Source organism: Nocardia shimofusensis NBRC 100134, assembly GCF_001613125.1.
GTDB classification, from domain to species: domain Bacteria; phylum Actinomycetota; class Actinomycetes; order Mycobacteriales; family Mycobacteriaceae; genus Nocardia; species Nocardia shimofusensis.
The window spans coordinates 60,334-83,611 of record NZ_BDBT01000025.1 but is presented as its reverse complement, the minus strand read 5'-3'; the positions used below and the strand labels follow the sequence as shown (position 1 = coordinate 83,611).

The following is a 23,278-nucleotide window of genomic DNA, read 5'->3' as shown; positions in this document are numbered from 1 at the left end:
GGACGGTTGCTCGCAAGTGCGTCTGGAGTGGGCTACAAGCGCCCGGCCGCATGCTCACCGCATTCCCGAACACCGACAGGAGCAGCATGAACGGCACCATCGCACCCGCCCGCCCCGACACCTACGACATGGTCGTCGTGCACAACTCCTTCCGCAGGCACTTCCGGGCGCTGCCCGAGCTCGTCACCGGCGTCGCGGCCGGTGACGTGGAGCGAGCCCGGCGCCTCGTCGCATTCCTGGACGAGCTGGGCACCGGCCTGCACGAGCATCACACCGGCGAGGACGAGCTCCTGTGGCCGCTGTTGCTCGAGCGCGCCTCCACCAACGCGGCCGTGGTGCTGCGCATGGAGGAACAGCACGAGCGGATCGCCGAACTCACCGAGCGCGCCCGCCGCGAATCAGCCGAATTCGCCTCGGCCGCTGACCCTTCGGTCCGCGACCGGCTCGCTGTCACGCTGCGCGCGCTCGCCACCGCTGTCGACGAGCACATGACCGAAGAGGAACGGCATGTTCTGCCCGTGGTCGAGAACGTCCTGACCGTCCCGGAATGGCAGGCGCTCGGCGAACGCGGCCGCGAGCACATGCCCAAGGACCGCCAACTGGTCTTTGTCGGCTTCCTTCTGCAGGGCGTGTCCGACGCCGACCGCCGCAAGTTCCTGGCCGAGATGCCGCTTCCGGCGCGCCTGGCCTGGCGTCTGCTCGGCCGCCGCGCCTTCGCCGAGGAGTACCGGGAGATCTACGGCACGGACCCCGAATGACGTCCTCGACCCGAGGTCGATACCGGCCGGAGAGTCCCGATAAAACGAGTAGCGGAGATCCATGCGGGCATGGTCAGGTTGGCATCCGCGATCCTTGTCGACCGTACCGAAGGGGGAGATCTCATGGATCGGATCTGGTTCACGTCCGACCCGCACGTGGGCCACCGGCTCTGCGCGCGCCTGCGCGGATTCGGTGAGGACACCGAAGCCCACGACCAGGCACTGGCCGAGCGCTGGGACGCCGTCGTCCGCCCCGACGACCAGGTATGGGTGCTCGGCGACATTTCCATAGGTTCCGGCGCCGCCGAACGCCGCGCCCTCGCCTGGGTCGCCCACCGCCCCGGCGTCAAACACCTCATCGCGGGCAACCACGACCCCTGTCACCCCCTGCACTCCCGCTCCCACCTGGCCCAAGGCCGCTTCCTGGGGGTTTTCGCATCGGTGCAGTCCGCCGCCACCCGCAAGATCACCGGCCACCGGGTCACGCTCTCGCACTTCCCCTACCGCGACGACCCCGACGGTGACCACTCCGGCGAACTACGCCACAACGAATGGCGGCCCGTCGACACCGGTGGGTGGCTGCTCCACGGGCACACGCATTCCGACATCCAGCAGCGCGGGCGGCAGTTGCACGTCGGTGTGGACGCCCACGATCTCGCGCCCGTGCCGTTGGGCTGGATCGAGGAGAAGATCGCGGAGGCAGTGGGGCCGTCCGATTCCGCAGCGACACGAAACTGACCGCCGCGCACCCTGGGCCTTCCCGCAGTCAGCTGTTCCTGTGCAGTCCGGTTGACTCGTGTGCGCCGAAGGGTGCGCAGCGGGCGCTGACGCGAAATCGCTCCAGCGATTCGACGGCGGCGGGTGGAGTGCTGGTGGCAGCCACTGCGCGGGTCTTGAAGGCATGAGCGGCATCGGAAAGCGGATAGCTGACGTGGCTGAAGCGGTCCTCGAGTTCGGCGGGCAGCGGCTGGTCCCAGGTGATGACGGTGAGGCGGTCACCTTGCAGACAGTCCTGCACGCCCCGGCGCACGCGTGAGTCGTGCGCGTAGAGGCCCGGAGCGACGACGAGCAGATCGGGCCAGGTGTGATGCACCGGAACCGACAGCGGGCCCTCCAACTCCAGCACGGTGGCTCCCAGGATCCGCAGCGGCGCGCTGCCGGCGACGTCGGAGAGCACGACGACCGTCTCCCACCCGGCCTGCGCCCGATCGAACAACCAACCTCCCGCGCAAGCCGCTACCTCCGCGGCGTCACAGGCCAGCACTGCCAGCCGTCGCCGCGTACGCAAGCGCTGCGCGTATGCCCACCAATCCGTTACCGGCCCGGCTCGGCCCGTCACATCCACCGACCTGTCACGACTTCCAAAATACGTTGTTGTCCACGATGAATCCTTGTCGTGGCTTCCGCGGTGGTGGGCCGGGCCCGCGAAAAGCCACTGAGAAGATGTCTCCGATTCGTTCTCGTGTTCATTCGATGAGGTCGCGGTAGTAGAAGTACATCGGTTCGGGTTCGCCGGGTTCGGTGTGACGGAATCCGTGGGCTTCGTAGAAGCGGCGGGCGTCGGTGTCGACGCCGTCGACGTTGATCTGCATTTCCTCGGCTCCCCGCGCACGGGCCAGGTGGCAGGCCGCGTCCAGCAGGGCGTGACCGAGGCGTCGGCGGCGCATCTCCGGCCGTACGTACAGTTCCTCCAGCAGGGCCACCGGCCCGTCGGCCCACACAGCGGGGCGGAAGGAAACGACCGCGACTCCGACGGCCGGTCGGCCGCCCAGCAGTGCCACCAGGCCGCCGTCGGCCAAGGTGCGGCCCAAACGTGTGGCGAGCACCTCGATACCAGGTGTGGGAGTGTCGAATTCGCGATTGAATGTGTCCAGCAACTCGGCGACGGTGGCCGCGTCGGACGCGGTGGCGGTGTAGATCTGCCGATCCAGCTGTTGTCCGGTCATCGAGGTAGCCTCCACGGTCGATCGGCGCTGTCGCAAGGTTTTTTCGACGCCACGCCGGATAGGCGGGCCGCCCGGATCAGCCGGCCCGCCGCTGCATCATCAGAACCAGGCGTCGTTCATCTCCAGGGTGGTGCGGTCGAGGGAGCCGAGCAGGTCGAGTTGCGGTCCGGTCTTGGGCAATTCGTACCGGAAGAAGTAGCGGGCGGCGGCCAGCTTGCCCGCGTAGAAGTCGTCGTCGCGGCCGTGCGCGGCGACGGCCTGCTCGAGCCAGATCCACGCGACGACTATATGGCCGAAGGCTTCCAGATAGGCGGTGGAGTTGGCCATGGTGACGGCGGGGTCGCCCGCGGTGAGGATTGTCATGGTGACGGTCAGGAGGCGCTGCCGGGAAGCATCGAGTGCGGTGGCGAATTCGGCGGGCGCGCCGCCGAGTTCGCGGGCCGTGGCGATCGTGGCGGCCAGGCGCCGGTCGAGCAGTTTCAGGGACGCGCCGTCGTGCTGGATCACTTTGCGGCCCAGCAGGTCCATGCCCTGGATGCCGTGGGTGCCTTCGTGGATGGGGTTGAGGCGGTTGTCGCGGTAGTGCTGTTCGACGTCGTATTCGCGGGTGTAGCCGTAGCCGCCGTGGACCTGGATGGCCAGGTCGTTGGCCTCGCGGCACCACTGGGAGGGCCAGCTCTTGGCGACACCGGTCAGGATCTCCAGCAGCAGCGTGTGCTCGCGGGCCGCTTCGGGGGTCTCGGCGGTGCGGGCGAGGTCGACGAGACGGTGGCAGTAGAGCAGCAGCGCGAGCGCGCCCTCGACGTAGGACTTCTGGGCCAGCAGCATGCGCTTGACGTCGGCGTGCTCGATGATCGGGATCTGCGGTGCGGCGGGGTCCTTCGCGGTGACCGGGCGGCCCTGGGCGCGTTCGCGGGCGTAGCGCAGCGACTTGAGGTAGCCGGTGTAGCCGAGCGCTGTCGCGCCGAGACCGACGCCGAGACGGGCCTCGTTCATCATGTGGAACATGTACGACAGGCCACGGTGCGGTTCGCCGATCAGGTAGCCGATCGCTCCCGCCTCGCCATCGGGGGTGTGCCTGCCCTCGCCGAAGTTCAGCGCGGTGTTGACGGTGCCGCGGTAACCCATCTTGTGATTGAGGCTCGCCAGGCTCACGTCGTTGCGCTCGCCGAGTGAACCGTCCGCTCCGACGAGGTACTTGGGCACCACGAACAGCGAGATGCCTTTGGAGCCCGCGGGCCCGCCGGGGATCTTGGCCAGCACCAGGTGCACGATGTTCTCGGTGAGGTCGTGCTCACCGCCGGAGATCCACATCTTCGACCCGAACAGCCGGTACGTGCCGTCCTCGCGCGGCTCGGCGCGGGTCACGATATCGGCCAGCGAGGAGCCCGCCTGCGGCTCCGACAGGCACATCGTGCCGGTGAATCGGCCCTCGACCATCGGTTTCACGAACCGCTCCACCTGATCGGCGGTGCCGTGCGTGGCGAGCAGATTGGCATTGCCGATGGTGAGGAAGGGGTACGCCGTGGTGCCCACGTTCGCGGCCTGGAACCAGCTGAAACCGGCCGCCTCCACCAGCGAAGGCAACTGCATGCCGCCGACGGCCTCGTCCATCCCCGCGCCGACGAGATTGGCCTTGCCGAACGCCTCGATCGCCTCCTTCACCTCGGGGATGATCGTGACCTTCTCCCCGTCGAAGGTCGGTTCTTCGGAGTCGTTGCGCTTGTTGTGCGGGGCGAAGTAGCGGGTGGCGAGGTCTTCACACAGATCGAGGAAGCCGCCGAAGGTCTCCCGTGAGTGGTCCGCGAACCGCTCGCGCTCGGTCAACTCCTCGGCTCGCAGCCATTCATAGAGCAGGAACTCCAGGTCACGGCGGGAGATCAGGTCGGAGCGCACGGCTGGTCCTCTCGTGGGGGCGATTCTCGCGGCCGGTGGGCGGCGATGGCGATTGATACATTACCCGCTCCGTGTCGCCTAAGGGTCGGCTCCTGTGAGGAAGGGGACGCCTCATCTCGACGTGCGACCGCTGCACCGGTCTCGCGATCCGCGCAGAGTGTGTCACAGTTCCGGGATAGCATCGGGCCGATTCGGTCCGGAGGGGGAACTGTGCGACGGAGCCGGACGGGGGCGATGGGGCCGAACGGTCCACGGGTGGGCATTCCGGAGGGAAGGACAGCGGGGATGGAATTGGTCAAGGGTGCGAACGCGCCGATCGGGGTGGGGGAGGTCCGGATCGCGGTGGCCGCCGCGACGCCGGTCGACCTCGCGGCGCTGCTGCTGACGGAGGACGGGAAGGTCCGCTCCGACAGCGATTTCGTCTTCTACAACCAGCCGTCCGCACCAGGTGTGGACGTGCTGCCGCCGGATGCGGTCCGGATAGCGCCGGGTGCGGTCCCCGCCGAGATCGACAAGATCGTCGTCACCGCCAGCCTCGACGGGTCCGGCCCGGCGAACTGGGGGCAGGCAGGTCCGCTGCGGATCTCGGTGGCGGACAACGTGACCGGCGACGTGCTGGCCACCTTCGCGCCGACCGGTCTCGGCTCGGAGACCGCCCTGATCGCCGTCGAACTCTACCGGCGGCAGGGCGCGTGGAAGGTGCGGGCGGTCGGTCAGGGATACGCCGAGGGGCTGGCAGGTATCGCCGGTGACTTCGGCATCACCGTCGATGACGAACCCTCGAGTACGCCGCCGACCCCCATCACTGCGTCGGCGTCGCCCGTCCCCGCAAGCGCACCGGCCACGGGCACACCGCCGCTCCGGTCACCGGCGGCCCCGCCCGGAACCGCAGCGGCGACGACTGTGCCGCCGGTTCCGCAACCGCCCGCCCCCGCGCCGGTGTTCGGACAGCCGACGGTGAGCCTGGACAAGGGGCGGGTCACGTTGCGCAAGAACGAAACCGTGTCCCTGTCCAAGAGTGGCGCGGCGCCGCTGACCCGTGTCCGCATGGGGTTGGGCTGGGACCCGGCCACCGCCGGACGCCGCGTCGACCTGGACGCGTCGGTGATCGCCTACGACAGCCGGGCGAAGAAGCTGATCAACGTCTGGTTCATGAAGCAAGAGGCGTACGGCGGGGCCGTTCGCCACTCCGGTGACAACCTGACCGGCCACGGCGAGGGTGACGACGAGGCGATCACCATCGACCTCGGCGCGCTCCCGCCGGAGGTTCACGCCCTCGTCTTCACCGTCAACTCGTTCGCGGGTCACAAGTTCGACCAGGTCGGCCGGGCGCACTGCCGTCTGGTCGACGACCACACGAATCAGGAACTCGTGCGCTTCGAGCTGTCGAAGGGTGAGCCGACGACCGGGGTGTTCATGGCCATGCTCGTGCGCGGTCCGCAGAGCTGGAACATGACCGCGCTCGGCGTCTACTCGAAGGGGTCGACCGTGCGGAAGATGGTCGATCCCGGTAAGCGTTTCGTGCTGGACGCCCGGTGAGCTCTCGGACGTCATCCGGGTGCGCGCGCCGCCGCGTCACAGGGCATGGCGCAGGCCGGGGAGTGCCTGTCAGGAGTGCTCGCCGCCGGTAGCCAGGTCGTAGCGCTCGCGGTTGGCCAGCACTTCCGCCATGTGGCCTTCGGCCCAGAGCTTGATGCTGCGGATCGTTTCGTGCAGGGACAGGCCGAGGTCGGTCAGTTCGTAGGTGACGGTGACCGGCACGGTCGGGGTGACCGTGCGGGTGAGCAGGCCGTCCCGTTCCAGGGAGCGCAGGGTCTGGGTGAGCATCTTCTGGCTGACGCCGACCAGACGGTGGGACAGTTCGGAGTACCGCATCGCGCGCGGTTCGCCGCGTGCGGTGCCGTCGGCGTGCGGGCCGTCGCTGCCGAGGGCGGCCAGGACGAGGGTGACCCATTTGCCGGAGATCCGGTCCAGGAGTTGGCGGCTGGGGCAGTTCGCGAGGAACGCGTCGTACTCGGCAGCCGCCTGGGCCCGCTGCTGGGCCGCCGTCATGGTCGGCATGGGCCGGTCCTTCCTTTCCTGGCGGTGGCATAGGCACTTCGAAGTGCGTACTTCCCGGGGGAGAGTTGCCCCTCCATTGTGGAGTAGCAGTCCGGAAAGCTCTACAGGAGGAAAGAATGTCCACGTTTCGCACCGCTGTCGTCCGCACGCCCGGCGGGCCCGAGGCCATCGAGATCATCGAGGTGCCGGTCGTCGAGCCAGGACCGGGGCAGGTTCGGGTCGAGATCGCCGCGGCGCCGGTCGATCCCGTCGACCTGGCCACCGCGGGCGGAATGTTCCACGAACTCGGGCTGATCCACCAGAGTGAGCACACCGGCTTGGGCTGGGAATTCGCCGGCACGGTCGCGGCGGCCGGGCCCGGCGTCGATCTCCCGCTCGGGAGCCGGGTGGCGGGTTTCGTGGGCGGATACGACCGCGACTACGGTGCGTACGCCGAGCAGTTGGTCCTCCCGGCCTCCGATGTCGCGCTCGTGCCCGAAGACCTCGATCTGGTGACGGCGTCGACCGTGCCGCTCAACGGCCTGACCGCCGCGCAGCTGGTCGATCTGCTCGGCGACGGCGAGGGCCGTCGCCTGCTGGTGACCGGAGCCGCGGGCATGGTCGGCGGGTATGTCCTCGTGCTCGCCCAGGAACGCGGCTGGCGGGTCACCGGTTCGGCCAGGGCCGAGGACGAGGCGTTCGTGCGCGGGCTCGGCGCGGAGTTCACCACCGCGGCGACACCCGGTTGGGACGCGGTGGCCGACTGCGCCGCCCGGCAGGAACACGCCGTAGCGCTCGTCCGTGACGGCGGCCTGTTCGTCGGCGTGTGGCCGGGTATCCGGCCCGCCTCGGAGCGCGGGATCACCGTCGACGCCGTCGACGCGCAACCGGATGGCGCCCGGCTCGCCGGCCTGCTCGACGCCGCCGCGCGCGGGCATCTGCCCGCCCGAGTACATGCCGTGGTCCCGCTCGACGACGTCGCCACCGCGCACCGGGAGTTCGCGAAGGGCGGCGTGCGCGGCAGGTACGTCATCCAGCCCTGACCGGGCGCAGGCGCCGCGGCCGCTCGGCGGACGCCCTCGAAGGGCGGTGCGGCTCGACCGAGCAGGGCGCGGTCGAGTGGGGCGAGCAGGTGATCCTGGAATGTCAGGCGAGATCCTCGAGTAGTGCCAGGATCGCCCGCGCCATCGTCCCCGGATCACCGTCGTCCGGTCGCAGCACCAGAGCGGGGTTCTCGGGCGCCTCGTAGGGATCGTCCACGCCGGTGAACCCGCGGATCTCACCGGCGCGAGCCTTGGCGTACATCCCTTTCGGGTCGCGGGCCTCGCAGATCTCGAGGGGCGTATCGACGAAGACCTCGACGAAAGGCAGGCCCGCGGCTTCGTGGACGGCTCGGGCGCGGTCGCGGTCGGCGCGGTAGGGGCTGATGAGGGAGACGACGGCGATGACGCCCGCGTCGGCGAACAGGCGCGCGACTTCGCCGACGCGGCGGACGTTCTCGGCGCGGTCGTCGGCAGAGAAGCCGAGGTCGGAATTGAGACCGTGGCGGAGGTTGTCGCCGTCGAGAAGGAAAGCGGGGCGGCCCTCGGCGACCAGGCGGCGCTCCAATTCGACAGCGACGGTCGACTTTCCTGAACCGGACAGGCCGGTGAGCCACACCGTCGCACCGCGGGTGGCGCGCTCCTGGCGACCGACCGCGGTCGAGTGCCACACCACCTGGGCGGCGGGCAGGGTGGGACCGTTGATCATGCCGCCCGCGACGGTCGCGCCCGTGGTGTCGTCGATGAGCAGGAAACTGCCGGTGGTGCGCAGACGGCGGTAGGGATCGAAGAGCAGGGGGCGTCGGGTGTGGATCTGGACGCGGCCGATCTCGTTGAGCGACAACGACTCCGCCGACTCGTCGCGGTGCAGGGTGTTGACGTCGAGGCGGTAGTCGAGGGCGCGGATCTCGGCGGGGACGGTGCGGGTGGTGTGCTGGAGGGTGTAGTGCGCGCCGGGGGTGAGTCGGGCGTCGTCGGCGAACCAGCAGACCATCGCGTCGATGTCGCGGCCGGCCTGCGGGCGGTTGGCGGGGCGGCAGATCAGGTCGCCTCGGGAGATGTCGAGGTGGTCGGTCAGTTGCAGGGTGACCGCCTGAGGTGGGAAGGCCTGGGCGATCGGTTTGCCGCCCGGTCCCCAGGTGGCGGCGACCGTGGTGGACAGCCCCGAGGGCAGCACCATCACCTCGTCGCCGGGCTTGAAGACACCGCCGGCGACGGTGCCCGCGTAGCCGCGGAAGTCCTTGGCGTGGCTGCGGGTCACGTATTGGACGGGGAACCGCGCGTCGATGAGGTTGCGGTCGGAGGCGATGTGGACCTGTTCGAGGTGGTGCAGCAGGGGAGTGCCCTCGTACCAGGGCATGTTCGCGCCGCGATGCACGACATTGTCACCCTGCAGTGCCGAGACCGGAATGAAACTCAGGTCGGAGACATCGAGCTTGGTGGCGAATGCGGAGAACTCGTCGCGGATCTCGGCGAAGCGCTCGCCCGACCAGTCGACCAGGTCCATCTTGTTCACGCACAGCACCAGATGTGCGACGCCGAGCAGGCTGGCGAGGAAGGCGTGGCGGCGGGTCTGCTCGATCACCCCTTTGCGGGCGTCGACCAGAATCAGCGCCACGTCGGCGGTGGAGGCACCGGTGACCATGTTGCGGGTGTACTGGATGTGGCCGGGGGTATCGGCGATGATGAAAGTGCGTGCCGGGGTGGCGAAGTAGCGGTGCGCGACGTCGATGGTGATGCCCTGTTCGCGTTCGGCGCGCAGGCCGTCGGTGAGCAGGGCGAGGTCGGTGTGCTCGTCGCCGCGTTCGCGGCTGGTGCGTTCCACGGCGTCGAGTTGATCGAGGAAGATCGCCTTGGAGTCGTAGAGCAGCCTGCCGATGAGCGTGGACTTGCCGTCGTCGACGCTGCCCGCGGTGGCCAGGCGCAACAAGGTGGTGGTGGACATCAGAAGTACCCTTCCCGCTTGCGATCTTCCATGCCCGCCTCGGAGATGCGGTCGTCGGCGCGGGTCGCGCCGCGTTCGGTGACCCGAGTCGCGGCGACCTCGGTCACCACCTGCTCGGGGGTGGCCGCCGTGGACTCCACGCAGCCGGTGCAGGTGGCGTCGCCGACGGTGCGGAACCGCACGGTCGCCTCGGCCGGCTTCTCACCCTCTTCCAGATGCAGGAATCGGGTGTGCGCCAGCAGCATTCCGTCGCGGCGGACCACCGGCCTGCGGTGCGCGTAGTACAGCGAGGGCAGGTCGATGCCCTCGGCGGCGATATAGGTCCAGATGTCGAGTTCGGTCCAGTTCGACAGCGGGAAGACGCGAATGTGCTCCCCGCGCCGGTGTCTGCCGTTGTAGAGGTTCCACAGCTCGGGGCGCTGGGCGCGTGGATCCCATTGGCCCTCGGCGTCGCGGAAGCTGAACACCCGTTCCTTGGCGCGCGCCTTCTCCTCGTCGCGGCGCGCGCCGCCGAACACCGCGTCGAAACCGCCCTCGCGAATGGCGCGCAGCAGGGTGGTGGTCTGCAGGCGATTGCGGGAGGCGCGTGGCCCGGTTTCCTCGACGACGCGGCCGGCGTCGATGTCGTCCTGTACCCGGGCGACGATCAGGCGCAGCCCGAGGCGTTCGACGGTCCGGTCACGGAATTCGATCACCTCGTCGAAATTGTGCCCGGTGTCGATGTGCAGCACCGGGAACGGCAGCGCCGCGGGCCAGAAGGCCTTGGCCGCCAGGTGCAGCATCACCACCGAATCCTTGCCGCCGGAGAACAGCAGCACCGGCCGCTCGAAGGTCGCGGCGACTTCCCGGAAGATATGTGCCGACTCGGCCTCGAGCATGTCCGGATGGGACAGCTCGTAGGTGTTTGCCGTCGACTTCTCGTACTGGCTCACCCCTGAAAACTAGAACACGTTTCTGTCATTGGTCAATGGTGTGAGCGGCTTGCGTCCGCCGGAAGCGGCGGTGACCGCGTCGGCGGCGGCCACCAGCGCGGTGCCGCGTCGGGAGATCTCCGCGCCGGTGATGGACGCGCCGACGTACATGGTGAGCACCATGTTCTGTCTGCCCTCGCCGTCGTAGGTCGGCGCGGCCAGCAGGCTGACCGGGTGGTGCGCGCGGGGGCGCAGGTCCGTGCCGAGGTGGACGCGTTCGCCGAGGCTGCCGACCAGTTCGCCGACGATGTCGCGTAGCTCGTCGGGCAGATCGCGGTCGGCGACGCCCGCCAGCAGGGCGTAGAGACGTCGGCCCGCCGCGGTCAGGCTTTCGACCAGGTAGCCGCGTTCGCGGCATTCGGCGACCACCCGGCGCAGGCGGGTCTCGTCCTGCTCGAGCGGGACCGCCGGTGGGATGGCCAGCCATGCCTCGAGCGCCTCGTCGCTGTCCCACAGCACGTACATCAGGCCGACCGGCGGGGCGAAATGGTAGGAGGCGCCGACCTTCACCATGCCGGGCCCGGTGCTCTCCAGTACCGCGATCCGGTCGCCGAGAACGGCGGAGGCGGTGCAGGTGGTGCGGTAGGCGGAACTGAGTTTCTCCAGTTCGACGCGGGCGATCGCGGAGATGGCGAAGCTCGCCTGGGCGACCCGGCCCGCGGCGATGAGGGCGGGACCGAGGCCGTAGGTGTGCTGGCGCGGGTCGCGCACCAGGTAGCCGGCGGCGGTCAGCTCGTTGAGGATGCCCAGCACCGTGGGTTTGGCCAGATCGAGTTCGCGGGCCAGTTCGGACAGGCCGAAGCGCTTGCCGCGCTGCTCGACAAGGAAGTCCAGTACCCGTACCACCCGGACGGCGGGGGCGGACCGGCGCGCGGTCACGGACGACTCCGGATCATGGATCACTCCGAATCATGGGCAGCTGTCGCTCGAACGGGCCGCTGACGATGGACAATTATTGGAACAGGTTCTAATCTGACGTCTATCGAAATGTACCAGAGCGGTACATATATGAACCAATCGGAGATTGCTCTTGCTGACCGAGCCGTTCGCCGAGGCCATGGCCACCGCCGAGAAGATCGTCACCGAAGCGCCGCACATCCGGACCGAACAGGATCTGGTGGAGGGCCTGGACTACCTCGCGGGCAGTGTGCGCGCCTGTATGCAGCTGGCGTGGGCCTACGACCGCGACTTCCCCTTCTTCGCCCGCAGCACGCACCAGTACACGAAGATGGGCCTGGACAATCCGGACACCCTCTACTTCCACGCCTTCCTGCGCCCTGACGCCGAGTACCTCGTCACCGGCCGCCGCGGCACCACCCGCGACCTGAGCTTCCAGGTGCTCAACGGCAACTATTCGCCGGTCGACGTGCCCGACAGCGAAACCGCCTTCGACGACCGCGAGCTCGATATCGACCCCGACGGCCGGTTCGAGCTGCGCTTGGGACCGGGGCGGGCCGCACCCGGCTACGTGCACCTGGCCGAGGACTCCGCCATGCTCGTGGTGCGTGAGGTCTACAGCGACTGGTCGAACGAGACGCCGGGCAGCCTGCGTATCGAGCGGGTCGACACCGTCGGGAGCGCACCGCCCGCGCCGACCCGTGATCTGATCGCCAAGCGCTACGAGATCGCGGGCAAGATGCTGGTCTCCCGGCTGAAGACGTTCCTGGCCTTCCCCGAGTGGTTCTATCTGAAGCTGCCGGTCAACACGATGACCGAGCCCCGCTCGACGCCGGGCGGGCTGACCACCCAGTTCTCCTCGGTCGGCCACTACGAACTCGACGACGACCAGGTCATGATCATCACCGTGCCCAAATCGGACGCCCCCTACCAGGGCTTCCAGCTAGGCAGCATGTGGTACGTCTCGCTGGACTACATCAACCACCAGACCAGCCTCACCGCCGATCAGGCCAAGGTGGACCCCGACGGAATGATCCGGCTGGTCGTCGGCGAGCGCGACCCCGGCCTGGCCAACTGGATCGAGCGGACCGGGCACGGACGTGGCTACCTGCAGTTCCGCTGGCAGCGGCTGTCGAGGGAACTCACCGCCGAGGACGGGCCGACGGTCGAGATCGTGACCGTCGACGAACTGCCCGCGCGATTGCCCTATTACGACGACGCGCGCGTCACCCCGGAGCAATGGCGTGCGCGGATCGCGGCGCGTCAGGCCGCGGTCGCGGAGAGGATGTTGGGCTGATGTTGTTGCAGCACAAGGTCGTCGTGGTTTCCGGAGTCGGGCCGGGGCTCGGCAAGGCCATCGCCGTTCGCAGTGCCGAGGCAGGCGCGGACGTGGTGCTCGCCTCGCGGACCCGTTCGCGACTGGAAGCGGTGGCCGAGGAGATCACCGCGCTGGGCAGGCGAGCGCTGGTGGTACCCACCGACATCACCGACGAGGCGGCGGTACGGGCGCTGGTCGAGACCACGCGCTCGGAGTTCGGCCGGGTGGACACCGTGGTCAACAACGCGTTCGCGATCCCGCCGCTGGCCGATCTGGCCACGGTCGACATCGACCAGGTGCGCGCCGGTTTCGAGACGAATGTGCTGGCCGCACTGCGCCTGACCAGGCAGTTCATCCCGGATCTCGCGCAGTCGAAAGGCTCGGTGGTGATGATCAATTCGGCGGTGCTGCGACATTCCCGGCGCACCTTCGGGCCCTACAAGATGGCCAAGGCGAGCCTGCTCGCACTGGCACAGAGCCTGGCGACCGAGATCGGTCCGCAGGGCATCCGCGTCAACACCGTTGCCCCCGGCTACATCTGGGCCGACAACTTGAAGTGGTACTTCAACTATCTGGCCGAGCAGCGCGGCATCACCCCCGAGGAGGTCTACGCCGAGACCGCCTCGACCATCGATCTTCGCAAGCTGCCCGAGCCCGACGAGATCGCCGACGCGGTCGTCTTCTTCGCCTCGTCGCTGGCGCGCGCGATCACCGGCGCGTGCCTGGATGTCAATGCGGGCGAGTACCACCACTGATGAGGAGAACACAGGACATGATCGGCAGGGACGCATGATCGGCAGGGATGATGTCGGGACGGTCGAGGATCTGCACGCCTCGGCGACCAAGGTGGTCGGACTCGACGACTTCGGCGCGGACGACTACCGCGAGGGGCTGGGCGTACTGCTCGACTCCTATCACCACGAGGCGCAGCTGACCCCGTTCGGCAACAAGATCAATCGCGCCTTCCTGCGCGGGGCCTTGATCGCGCGGCTGCTGAGTGAGAACGCCTGGCAGCGGCATCCCGAGCACGCCGATGTCGCGATCGAACGGCCCATCTTCGTCACCGGTCTGCCGCGCTCGGGCACCACGGCGGTGCACCGCCTGCTGGAGGCCGACCCCGCGCATCAGGGGCTGGAGATGTGGTTGACGGAGATGCCCCAGCCACGCCCGCCGCGCGAGACCTGGGCGCAGAACCCGGTGTATCAGCGCATCGAGGCGGGTTTCGCCCGGCACCACGTCGAGCATCCGGAATTCATGGGTGTGCACCATATCTCGGCCGATCAGGTGGAGGAGTGCTGGCAACTGCTGCGTCAGTCGGCCATGTCGGTGTCCTACGAGTGCCTGGCCTACCTACCCGGCTACTCGCGGTGGCTGAGCGGTCGCGACTGGACGCCCGCGTATGCCAGGCACAAGCGGAATCTGCAGCTGATCGGGCTGCCGGACGCCGAGAAGCGCTGGGTGCTGAAGAATCCCAGCCACCTGTTCGCCCTGGACGCCATCATGGCGGTCTACCCGGACGCGCTGATCGTGCAGATGCATCGCGATCCGAGCACCATCATCGCCTCGGTGTGCAGCTTGAACGAGAAGGCGAGCGAGGGCTGGTCGGAGAAGTTCCGCGGCGCGGTCGTCGGTGAGACGCAGCTCGATCTTTGGGCGCGTGGCGCCGAGCGTTTCCTGGCCGACCGCACCCGCTACGACCAGGCGCATTTCGCCGACGTCTACTACGACGATTTCGTCGCCGATCCACTGGCGGTCATCGGTGAGGTCTATCATCGGTTCGGGTTGACGCTGACCGCCGAAGCGGAGGCGGCCATGCGGGCGCTGCACGGCGAGAGCACCACCGGGGCCGCGCGTCCCGCGCACAAGTACACCCTCGCCGATTACGGGCTCACCGGGAGACAGGTCGACGAGCGTTTCGGGGAGTACCGAGCGGTGCACTTCCCGGGCCGGTAGTCGGCGGGGCGTCCGCCCGGCGCTGATCCGGCCGGCCCGGGCCTGCCCGGGTAGTACTCAGGCCTGCCCGGGCCGTAGGACGATGAACAGCCCGTGCGCTTCGGCGCACAGGCGTTCCCCCTCGTGCAGGGTGGCGCGCACGTAGACCTTGCGGCCCTCCTGGTTCTCCACCCAGGACCGCAGCGTCAGTTCGGTGTTCAGCGGGGTGATGGACCGATAGTCGATGGTCAGCGATGCCGTCCGGGTCACCGAGCCGGCGTGGATGGCCGCGGCCATACCGCACAGCTCGTCGAAGCCCACCGCCATCTGCCCGCCGTGCGCGGCCGCGTTGCCACCCAGGTGGGCGGTGCGGAACGTGATCGCGGTCTCCACACCTTTGCGGCTGGCACGCTTGACCCGATAGGGCGGCAGGGTGATGTTGCCGCGCGCGGGCAGTTCGTGCCGGGTCCACGAGGGCGCGGACCATTCGTCGACCACGGTCTCGGCCAGCGCCGCGTTGACTTCTTTGAGCCGGGAGATCAGATCGAGCGCCTGCGCGTCAGTCGGATTCGCCAGCCTGGCGTGGTCCATCAGCGTGCGCACCTGTTCGATGAACTCGCCGAGATGCGGGCCGCCCCGGCTCACGTCGGCGTCCTTCATCATCTGTTCCCACATCGGCCGGAATCCGCCTTCGTGGTGCTCAGCGGTAGGTAGTGCGTCGGCCACGTGGTCTTCGGTCATGAGGTCCACGGTATCCAATGGCTGGTGCGATCCCCGTCGCCGGGTGCGGCACTCGGGACCGCTGTCACCGGGGCGAACGGCCTGTGCGCTGGGCGGATCGGTCGCCGGTGCGCGCCCTTCCCCTCGGTACTCGATCGCGGCAGGGGTGGATTCGGTGCGGGAATCGGGCAGACTGGCCCGATGCCTGCGGATTCCAGCGGACCGGACCTCACCGGTGACGGTGTGCCCGCCCACCTGCCCGGCGATCCCGAACACACTGTACTGGAACTGGCTCGGGGCGAACATCACTGGCTGCGAGCGCGAATGCTGCCGGAAGGGCTCTACGAACTCCGGTACCGCGACGGGCCGGGCGACGATCGGTTCGAGCTGTTCAGCTCCGATCACGTGCTGGTGCGCGACATCCTGTTCGCCTGGCTCGACGAGAGTTCGTGGTGGCGAGAGGGGGTCGCCTGGTCGCCCATCGATCCGGCGATCTCGGAGATCGAGTCCGTCCGCGACGAACTGTCGGAGCTGCTGGGCGGTTTCAGTCTGCTCGGCGCGCTCGAGGATCTGGACGCCGGACTCGACGACGCGCTGCGCCGGGCCGACGAGCTGCTGGGGGAGCCGGACGAGGATTGACTCCGGAGCACCCGCTGGGACGGAATGTTCAGGCAGGTGACACCGGCGCGAACGCGCGCAGTTCTTCGGAGCCCGCCCGGATGATCCCGGCGCTGGACTCCGGTACCTCGTTCCACGCTCCCGGCAGGTCGCGCAGGGGTTCGGAGACCACGAACCGTGTCAGGCCGCCGAGTCGGCGCAGCGCCTCCACCTCGGGATGAAGAGCCTGCAGCTTGGCCATGTCCGTCGAGAAGAACAGCGATCGGGACTGCCGTTCGGTCGAATACCGGAAGATCCAGATCGTCTCGCCGTCGGTCGTGGCGACGGTCATCTGGACCGGATGGTCCACCCCGTGCGCTCGGCCGACGTCCTCGACGAAGCCGACCGCTCTGGCGACACCGCCGATCGGATCGTCGGTGAGGCCGAAGGTCAGGGCGAGGTAGAACAGGACTTCGGAATCGGTCGTCCCCTCGAGATCGGGGAACAGGTCCGGGTCCAGCGCGGTCACCAGGTCACGGCGGATCTGCCGGTGACCCTGGAGTTCCCCGTTGTGCATCCACAGCCAGCGTCCGTGACGGAACGGGTGACAGTTGCTGCGCTGCACGGGAGAGCCGGTCGAGGCGCGCACGTGCGCGAAGAACAGCGGCGTGCGGATCTGACCGGCGATCTCACGCAGGTTGCGGTCGTTCCACGCGGGCTGGACGCTTTTGAACACCGCCGGTTCGACGCCCTCCCCGTACCAGCCGATGCCGAAGCCGTCGCCATTGGTGGTGGTCGCCCCGAGGTGCGATTGCAGGCTCTGGTCGATCAGGGAATGCTCGGGCCGGAACAGCAGGGTCTCGGCGAGGATCGGCTCGCCCGCGTACGCCATCCACCGGCACATCACCCCATTGAAACAGAACCCACGGCCGTTCCGGGACTGCGACCCGCCGCCTGTAAACACCGGTGCACGGCGCGAGCCGCGGATCACCGGTGAGGGGAGCGAGCCGCGTGTCTCAGTCGGGGAAGGCGGCGGAGGTCGCCCCCGAGCCGAGTGGAATCGGCGCGCCGGCCGGGCTCAGCTGCGCGGCGTCGAACGGCAGCAGCGCGCCGGAGCGGGTGTTCGAGCGCAGATAGGTCTGCAGCATGGCGGCCGCGTCGAAACCGGCGACGGTGCGGTCGAACAGCGGAGGCGGGGTCGCGCCCGCGGTGCCGACATACATCTTGGCCCCGTCGGCGGTGAACCCGACCGACATCGGTGAATCCACCGCGATCGAGCCGGTGATCTCACCGGAGGCCAGGTCGATCACCTGTACGGCATCCGCACCCGCGGTCGCCACCATCAGGCGGGTACCGTCGGGGCTGATGGCGCCCGCCACGGGCGCGCTGCCCGGGGCGAAGGCGATCGCGCCGGTCCGGGACCAGGACTCGATGTCGATCACCGAGACGTTGTCGCCCAGGGCGTTCACCGAGTACAGCGTGCTGCCGTCGGGGGAGACGGCGGCGGCGAACGGCGCCGAGCCGTCGATCTGGATCCGCTCGCCCAGCTGGAAGCCGGTCTCCGGGTCGAACACGGCGGCGGTCGAATCGGCGAAGACGGTGTAGAGCTGGCTGCCGTCGGGAGCGATGGCGGCCGCGAACGGGATGCCGGGCAACGGCATCGAGGTCACCAGGGTCTGCGATGCGGTGTCGATGACGTCGATGGACGGGCGCGTGGTGAACACATACACCCGGTCGCGCACCGGGTCGGCGATCGGCTCGGTCATCCCGTCGGTGCCCGAGATCGGGATCCGCGCGGTGACCGTGTCGCTCGCGCGGTCGATGACCGCGATGTCGTCGGGGCCGGTGAGGGGCGGGTTGAACGCCTGTACATAGAGGTGACGGCCGTCGCGGCCGGCCGCTACCGCCGAAGCGTGCGCGCCCACGCCCTCGATGCGGGTGTGGACCTGGTCGGTGGCGGTGTCCACGACCAGCACCGCACCCTCGCCCGCGATCGGGATGTAGGCGTCGGCGCCGCCGTCCCGCGCTCCCGCGACCGGAGCGAGCAGGGACAACAGGACCACGCTCAGCGTGAACGCGCGCGCGGGCCGACGCCGGAACCGGATTGCCATCCTCGGACCTTTCGTGTGGGTATCCGAACGGACTATTCCCCGGAAACGCCGCTGCCGCAAGCGTTGCCGTGCTCGCTCACAGTACCCATGCGGGTGGCCGGACTTCCCCACGGGGAAAGGACTACCGACCGGTATGGTTGTTCGGCTCGGCATTCTCCCGCCCGGCCTCGCTCTGAAATGTGTTTACTTCGAACCTGTTCGGTCCCACATATTCGACAGCAGGGTGAAACTAGGGGTGTCGGCCAGTGACTGGCTGGACTCGTAGATGCGCTGGTACCCGGTCTCGGCGATCCGCCACACACCGTCGGAGTCGCGCCGGTAACGGTCGCGGTAATAGCCTGCGCCGCGGATGAGCGCGCCGAATTCGGTGGCGATCACGGTGTCCTCGAAGGCCCATGAACCGGTGGCGGTGTCGCCGTCGACGGTGATCTCGGGATGATGCGCGATGTGTACCGTGACGATCGACGGCCCCGCGGTGTCGCGCAGGAAATCGGTGATGGCCTGGCGCCCCGTGAAGGACAGCGGCTCGCCGAGTGCGTGCGTACCGTACTCGGCGCGCGCGTCCTCGGTGAGGGTGTCGGCGAATTCGTCCCAGAGTTTGAGGTCGAGTGTGCGGAAGTAGCGATATTTGAGCCTGCGCACGGATTCCACGGCTTCCAGATCCATTCGCACAGCCTTGCACGGCGAATGGGTCCCCACAAGAACGTGTTCTACTATTCGCAGTTGTCGTACATGCGCCGGTATTTCTTCTAAGCTGAGCGCGCAGTACGAGGAGAGGTTGTGGCATGACGGTCGAGATGGTGGGCCATCGCGAATTCGGCCGGGCGGTGTCCGGCCGGGTGAGCGGCCCGGCCGCCGCGCCGCCTGCCTCGATGATCGAGCGAATGACAGTGATCCTGGACGCCTTCGACGCCGGCACGCCGACCGTCACCTTGCTCGGTCTCACCGAACGCACCGGTCTGCCACGCTCCACGGTGTACCGCATCCTCGACCAGATGGTCCGTCTGCGCTGGCTCGCACACGCGCCCGGCGGTTACCGGCTGGGCCTGCGCGCCTTCGAGATCGGCGCGCTGGCCGCCGATCACAACGAGATCCGCGACGTGGTCAGCCCGCTGTTGCAGGACCTGTGCCAGCGCATCTGCATGGCGGGGCATCTGGCCGTGCTCGACGGCCGTGAGGTCTTCTTTCTCGACAAGGCCGGTGGCAGACAGGCGACGGCGATCCCCACGCGGCTCGGCGGCAGGCTGCCCGCCCACAGCACCGCGCTCGGCAAAGCGCTGCTGGCCACCCTCGAACCGGGCATCGTCGACGCCTCCCTACGGGAACGGTTGCCGCAGTTGACCGCCCGCACCATCGCCGATCGCGGTGAGCTACATCGGGAACTGCACCGGGTGCGGCGCCAGGGTGGTGTGGCGGTGGATACCGAGGAGTCCGTCGACGGCCTGTCCTGTGTGGCGGTGCCGTTGCGTGGCCGGGGCGCGGCTGTCGCGGCGCTGTCGCTGTCGGGGCACGTCGGCGGCGATCGTCCCCCGCTCGACACGGCCAAGCTGGCCAGGATGCTCGCCGAGACGGCGCAGGAAGCCGGACGCACGCTGTTTCCCCGGCACGCCCGGTTGCGTTAGCCCCCCCGGATCGGAGCTCAGCTGGGTCTGCGGACCGGGAATTCGGCGGCGAGTTCGGCGAAGACCGCGGTGTTGAGGTCGAAGGCGCGCTGTCCCTCGTCGAGCACCCGTCGCCGCTCGAGTTCGTCGACGGAAAGCGCGTCGAGCAGCGCGCGGTACTCGCGCTTGAAGGCCGCGGGATTGGCGATGTCGTCGAAGACGTAGAAACGCACGCCGTCGCCCCGGCGCGGCAGATCCCACAGCTTCTCGGCGGTGCCGCGGATGACCTGTCCGCCGGACAGGTCGCCGAGGTAGCGGGTGTAGTGGTGCGCGACGTAGCCCGCGGGCCAGTCCCGCGCGCATTCGTCGATCCGCGCGGCGTAGGCGGTGGTGGCGGGCAGCGGTTCGATCTCGCTGCGCCAGTCCGGGCCGAGCAGCGCGGTCAGATCGCGTTCGAGCGCGGCGGTCCTGGCCAGCTCCCGGCGGATGAACGGACCGGCGACGGGATCGTCGGCCAGCGCGTCGATCCGGGACTCCAGCGCCCGATAGATGAACCAGAGTTGGCCGGTGTAGCGATGATAGGAGTCGATGCCGAGACGTCCGCCGAGCATGTCGGAGATGAAGCTCGAGTTCTCCGCCTCGGCGTGCTGGCGTTCTGTCGCGGTGCGGATGCGGGTCGAGAACGGAACGGCTTCCGACGACATGTTTCGAAGTACCTCGCAATCAGCTGAAGGGCTGCCGGGATCTTCCCGGCAGCCCTGGCCCGACCGGACCGACGATACCGGTTCGGTCGGATTGTCGCACCGATCTGCGGGGTCGGTGCGGGGTCAGCGCTTGCTCTGCAGGACGGGAGCGAGGAACAGCAGCGCGATCGCCGCGATGACGGCGAAGATGAAGCCCCAGAAGTTGAGCTCGGTGATCGACCCCTTCCCGATGAGGCTGGCCAGCACGCCGCCGATGAGAGCTCCCGCCATGCCGAGCAGTGCGGTGAGCCCGAAGCTCATCTTGTCGTCACCGGGCTTCAGTGCGCGGGCGAGGAATCCGATGATCACGCCGATGATCAGGAAGCCGACGATCTGTACGATTGCGTTCCACATACCGGACAACTCTCCAACCGGTGACGCGGCTTGTCCAGCGACATGCCGAGAAGCGCTGCTGTACAGAGCGTGAATTCCTGCTACCGATTCCGTTGCATCCCGACCGATCTCGTGCGCAGGTCGCGCACGTCGGATACAGACTGTCCGGGCGCAGCCGGCGGTTTCGGTCCGGTCGCGTGCGGGCGTCGCTTGCGCAGTGCCACCGGTTTGCGCAGGATCACCGGTTTGCGCAGCACCACCACCGGTTTGCGCAGCGACCCGAACCGGCTGAGGATGCGCGGCCTGCGCAGCGTGCGGTCGAACCATTCGCCGAGGGTGACCCCCGCCGCCAGCGCGCAACCGACGCCGAACGCGGCGAACAAGTGGTCGAAGCCCAGCGCCAGTTCGTCGTTGAGCAGTGCCGACAGTCCGCGATAGACCTTCAGGCCGGGCAGTAGCGGGGTGATGCCCGCGACCGCGACGACCAGCGGCGGGGTCATCGCGCGGCGTGCCATCAGACCGCCGGCCAGACCGACCAGCGTCGCGGCGACGCCGGAGGAGATGATCGGGCCGAAGCCCAGATACTGCACGAAGAGAAAGCAGATGGTGCCCGCCGCGCCACCGAGGGCGGCGGCGGTCAACGCCCGCCGCTCCGCGTAACAGGCCAGTGCGAACGCTGCCGAGGCCGCCGCGCCCGCGATGATCTTCACCGGCAGGTCGGTGATGTCGCGTCCGGAGACCAGATCGATCGCGGGCACCGTCGCGCCGACGGTGACGCCGAGCCGAAGCGCCAGCGCGATACCGGCGATGATGCCGCCGGTCATCATCACCAGCTCGAGCATCCGGGCGGCCGCCGTGATCGGGGCCCCGGTGATGGCGTCCTGCACCGAGCCGACCAGGGCGAGCCCGCTGAGCAGCACGGTGATGCCCGCGGCGACGATGAGTGTCGCGTCGACACCGAGGCCGAGCGGCTCGGCGAAGGTGGCCAGCACGACGGCCGGGGTGGCGGCGATGAACCCGCCCACCACGTGCTGGAAGAAGAACGGCAGACCGTATTGATTGAGTGTGCGGTTGGTGCGGTCGATCGCGCCGGTGGTGATGAAGCTGATCGCCGTCACCAGCAGGTCCGCGCCGAGCAGGGCGGCGATCGCCGCGGCCATCAGCGACCAGCCCAGGGTCGCGACCCAGCGTGGGTACGGATGCGGGGCGGCGACGATGGCGTCGAGTTCGGCGCGCGCGTCGGCGGGGGACAGGACGTGGTCGCGGATGCGGCGGGTCAGCCGGTCGGCGGCGGCCAGCCGGGTGAAATCGTGTGATCGGAATCGCACCACGCGCATGGTGCCCGCCGGTGGCAGCCGCGGGCCGCGATGGACCCAGACACGGATGGAGTCGTAGGTGACGTCGACATCGCAGCGGGCCAGGCCGTAGGTGGCGGCGACGAACCGGACCTGGGTCGCGGTGTCGATCACGCCGGTGCCGGAAGCCAGCACCACCTCGCCGACGCGGACCGCCAGATCGAGTACCTCGGCCACCGCGGCTTCGTCGGTGAGATCGATCGGCTGCAGCGGTGCGGGGGGAGCCAGAATGGCGTCGGCGGTCGCCGGGCGGTCGGCGACCAGCACGCCGACCGCCTGTTCCAGCAGTTTCGGCGCCCTGCGCAATCTGCGGTGACCACCCCATGCGGTACGCGGTTCGTGGCGGACGAGATGGTCGACTCCTCTCGAATATTCGTCGGGACCCATGTCCGCGAAGGTAGTCGCCGTATGCGTCGTGGTCTCGTTACGAGGGCCGGGCGGCATATCTGTTCTCGAACTCGCGCAGCAGCTTGCGCAGCGCCCCTTCCAACCGCGCGGTGTCGGGATCGGCGTCCAGATCCTGGTATCCGGCCAGCAGGTACATGGCCCAGCGGGCGTGGTCGAGTGCCTCGTTCTCGTCGTCGAAGACAGCCCGCGCGGCGCGCAGCACCACCTCGGTGCGCCGGTTGTCGACCTGATCCTGGACGGCGCGGACTTCGGGGTCGACCTTGCTCCACACCCGGATCGCCGCCTCCGCGCGATGCGGTAGCGCCAGCGAGAACTGCAGCAGCGTCTCCAGTTGCTCGAGCGGATCATCGAGATCCCGGGTCAGCCCGACCAGCCGGGTGGTGCGCTCGGCCAGCCAGTGGTCGAGCAACTGGCTGGTGAAGTCGTGCCAGTTCTCGAAGTAGTGATAGAACGACCCGGTGGTCACATTCAGCCGCTTGCACAACGGCGCCTGCTTCAGCGCGCTGTAACCCTGCGCGGACAGCATGTCGAACGCGGCGTCGAAGTAGTCCTGCTTGGTGGCCATCGGTCTCCGTCGGTGGATCGGGGGTGGTCGGCTGTCCATTGTCCTCCGGTGGCGCGGCACACACCGTGTCCGCTCCGCGTCACGTTTGATCACCGGCTCCGC

General features: G+C 68.7%; 24 protein-coding genes. 9 read left to right on the top strand and 15 right to left on the bottom strand.

Features of this window, described 5'->3' with window-relative positions; all coding sequences use genetic code 11:
• Window positions 1–86 precede the first annotated feature (86 nt).
• Entirely contained in the window at window positions 87–758 is a 672-nt protein-coding gene (locus NS3_RS21605) for a hemerythrin domain-containing protein (protein WP_245649737.1), read from the top strand.
• A 123-nt stretch (window positions 759–881) separates the two neighbouring features.
• On the top strand, window positions 882–1,496 hold the full coding sequence (locus NS3_RS21600; protein ID WP_067862622.1) for a metallophosphoesterase: 615 nt from the start codon (window positions 882–884) through the stop codon (window positions 1,494–1,496).
• 28 nt (window positions 1,497–1,524) lie between these two features.
• Here NS3_RS21600 and NS3_RS21595 read toward each other — a convergent pair whose 3' ends face one another.
• From NS3_RS21595 to NS3_RS21585, 3 genes are all read right to left on the bottom strand, one after another.
• Window positions 1,525–1,935 (bottom strand): hypothetical protein, encoded by a 411-nt coding sequence (locus tag NS3_RS21595; RefSeq protein WP_067862621.1) that lies wholly within the window; start codon window positions 1,933–1,935, stop codon window positions 1,525–1,527.
• Window positions 1,936–2,224: 289 nt separating this feature from the next.
• Window positions 2,225–2,704, bottom strand: a complete 480-nt coding sequence (locus NS3_RS21590) for a GNAT family N-acetyltransferase (RefSeq protein ID WP_067862619.1) — start codon at window positions 2,702–2,704, stop codon at window positions 2,225–2,227.
• A 99-nt stretch (window positions 2,705–2,803) separates the two neighbouring features.
• Complete coding sequence (locus NS3_RS21585; protein WP_067862617.1) at window positions 2,804–4,600, bottom strand: acyl-CoA dehydrogenase; 1,797 nt, start codon at window positions 4,598–4,600, stop codon at window positions 2,804–2,806.
• 285 nt (window positions 4,601–4,885) lie between these two features.
• Here NS3_RS21585 and NS3_RS21580 point away from each other — a divergent pair, with 285 nt between their 5' ends.
• On the top strand, window positions 4,886–6,139 hold the full coding sequence (locus NS3_RS21580) for a TerD family protein (RefSeq protein WP_067862614.1): 1,254 nt from the start codon (window positions 4,886–4,888) through the stop codon (window positions 6,137–6,139).
• Window positions 6,140–6,208: 69 nt separating this feature from the next.
• On the opposite strand, the gene NS3_RS21575 is transcribed toward NS3_RS21580, so the two are convergent.
• The gene (locus NS3_RS21575; protein WP_067862611.1) at window positions 6,209–6,661 is read right to left on the bottom strand and encodes a winged helix-turn-helix transcriptional regulator; all 453 of its coding nucleotides are present in this window, start codon (window positions 6,659–6,661) and stop codon (window positions 6,209–6,211) included.
• Between the two features lie 116 nt (window positions 6,662–6,777).
• On the opposite strand from NS3_RS21575, the gene NS3_RS21570 reads away from it, so the two are divergent.
• On the top strand, window positions 6,778–7,683 hold the full coding sequence (locus NS3_RS21570; RefSeq protein WP_067862610.1) for an NADP-dependent oxidoreductase: 906 nt from the start codon (window positions 6,778–6,780) through the stop codon (window positions 7,681–7,683).
• A 103-nt stretch (window positions 7,684–7,786) separates the two neighbouring features.
• On the opposite strand, the gene cysC is transcribed toward NS3_RS21570, so the two are convergent.
• Genes cysC through NS3_RS21555 form a run of 3 tightly spaced genes read right to left on the bottom strand, consistent with a single transcriptional unit; the run spans window position 7,787 to window position 11,475 of the window.
• A complete protein-coding gene (gene cysC / locus NS3_RS21565) occupies window positions 7,787–9,625 on the bottom strand; it encodes an adenylyl-sulfate kinase (protein ID WP_067862608.1) in 1,839 nt (612 codons plus the stop codon).
• A complete protein-coding gene (cysD, locus tag NS3_RS21560; RefSeq protein ID WP_067862605.1) occupies window positions 9,625–10,557 on the bottom strand; it encodes a sulfate adenylyltransferase subunit CysD in 933 nt (310 codons plus the stop codon). Before cysD ends, cysC begins: the two co-directional genes overlap by 1 nt.
• Window positions 10,558–10,566: 9 nt before the next feature.
• The gene (locus NS3_RS21555; RefSeq protein WP_067862680.1) at window positions 10,567–11,475 is read right to left on the bottom strand and encodes a helix-turn-helix domain-containing protein; all 909 of its coding nucleotides are present in this window, start codon (window positions 11,473–11,475) and stop codon (window positions 10,567–10,569) included.
• Between the two features lie 151 nt (window positions 11,476–11,626).
• Here NS3_RS21555 and NS3_RS21550 point away from each other — a divergent pair, with 151 nt between their 5' ends.
• Genes NS3_RS21550 through NS3_RS21540 form a run of 3 tightly spaced genes read left to right on the top strand, consistent with a single transcriptional unit; the run spans window position 11,627 to window position 14,764 of the window.
• A complete protein-coding gene (locus NS3_RS21550; protein WP_067862678.1) occupies window positions 11,627–12,790 on the top strand; it encodes a hypothetical protein in 1,164 nt (387 codons plus the stop codon).
• Window positions 12,790–13,566, top strand: coding sequence for an SDR family oxidoreductase (locus NS3_RS21545; protein WP_067862603.1), 777 nt, complete (start codon window positions 12,790–12,792; stop codon window positions 13,564–13,566). The genes NS3_RS21550 and NS3_RS21545 overlap by 1 nt, the downstream gene beginning before the upstream one ends.
• Before the next feature lie 34 nt (window positions 13,567–13,600).
• Complete coding sequence (locus NS3_RS21540; RefSeq protein ID WP_067862602.1) at window positions 13,601–14,764, top strand: sulfotransferase family protein; 1,164 nt, start codon at window positions 13,601–13,603, stop codon at window positions 14,762–14,764.
• 57 nt (window positions 14,765–14,821) lie between these two features.
• On the opposite strand, the gene NS3_RS21535 is transcribed toward NS3_RS21540, so the two are convergent.
• Window positions 14,822–15,484 carry a PaaI family thioesterase gene (locus tag NS3_RS21535; protein WP_067862600.1) on the bottom strand — a complete coding sequence of 221 codons (663 nt, stop codon included), beginning with the start codon at window positions 15,482–15,484 and terminating at the stop codon, window positions 14,822–14,824.
• Between the two features lie 180 nt (window positions 15,485–15,664).
• Here NS3_RS21535 and NS3_RS21530 point away from each other — a divergent pair, with 180 nt between their 5' ends.
• Complete coding sequence (locus NS3_RS21530) at window positions 15,665–16,102, top strand: hypothetical protein (RefSeq protein WP_067862598.1); 438 nt, start codon at window positions 15,665–15,667, stop codon at window positions 16,100–16,102.
• Window positions 16,103–16,130: 28 nt separating this feature from the next.
• Here the strand turns inward: NS3_RS21530 and NS3_RS21525 are convergent, their stop codons facing one another.
• The 3 genes from NS3_RS21525 to NS3_RS21515 form a co-directional block, all read right to left on the bottom strand.
• A complete protein-coding gene (locus tag NS3_RS21525; RefSeq protein ID WP_067862596.1) occupies window positions 16,131–16,952 on the bottom strand; it encodes a class II glutamine amidotransferase in 822 nt (273 codons plus the stop codon).
• A gap of 124 nt (window positions 16,953–17,076) precedes the next feature.
• Complete coding sequence (locus NS3_RS21520; protein WP_067862594.1) at window positions 17,077–18,171, bottom strand: YncE family protein; 1,095 nt, start codon at window positions 18,169–18,171, stop codon at window positions 17,077–17,079.
• 183 nt (window positions 18,172–18,354) lie between these two features.
• Window positions 18,355–18,837 carry a nuclear transport factor 2 family protein gene (locus NS3_RS21515; protein ID WP_067862592.1) on the bottom strand — a complete coding sequence of 161 codons (483 nt, stop codon included), beginning with the start codon at window positions 18,835–18,837 and terminating at the stop codon, window positions 18,355–18,357.
• A gap of 119 nt (window positions 18,838–18,956) precedes the next feature.
• On the opposite strand from NS3_RS21515, the gene NS3_RS21510 reads away from it, so the two are divergent.
• Window positions 18,957–19,793 carry an IclR family transcriptional regulator gene (locus tag NS3_RS21510; protein WP_067862591.1) on the top strand — a complete coding sequence of 279 codons (837 nt, stop codon included), beginning with the start codon at window positions 18,957–18,959 and terminating at the stop codon, window positions 19,791–19,793.
• A 17-nt stretch (window positions 19,794–19,810) separates the two neighbouring features.
• On the opposite strand, the gene NS3_RS21505 is transcribed toward NS3_RS21510, so the two are convergent.
• From NS3_RS21505 to NS3_RS21490, 4 genes are all read right to left on the bottom strand, one after another.
• Window positions 19,811–20,476, bottom strand: a complete 666-nt coding sequence (locus NS3_RS21505; protein WP_067862589.1) for a biliverdin-producing heme oxygenase — start codon at window positions 20,474–20,476, stop codon at window positions 19,811–19,813.
• A 123-nt stretch (window positions 20,477–20,599) separates the two neighbouring features.
• Window positions 20,600–20,869 carry a GlsB/YeaQ/YmgE family stress response membrane protein gene (locus tag NS3_RS21500; protein ID WP_084495816.1) on the bottom strand — a complete coding sequence of 90 codons (270 nt, stop codon included), beginning with the start codon at window positions 20,867–20,869 and terminating at the stop codon, window positions 20,600–20,602.
• Between the two features lie 80 nt (window positions 20,870–20,949).
• The gene (locus NS3_RS21495; protein WP_084495815.1) at window positions 20,950–22,590 is read right to left on the bottom strand and encodes a threonine/serine exporter family protein; all 1,641 of its coding nucleotides are present in this window, start codon (window positions 22,588–22,590) and stop codon (window positions 20,950–20,952) included.
• A 37-nt stretch (window positions 22,591–22,627) separates the two neighbouring features.
• Window positions 22,628–23,176 carry a TetR/AcrR family transcriptional regulator gene (locus NS3_RS21490; RefSeq protein ID WP_067862587.1) on the bottom strand — a complete coding sequence of 183 codons (549 nt, stop codon included), beginning with the start codon at window positions 23,174–23,176 and terminating at the stop codon, window positions 22,628–22,630.
• Between the last annotated feature and the right edge of the window lie 102 nt (window positions 23,177–23,278).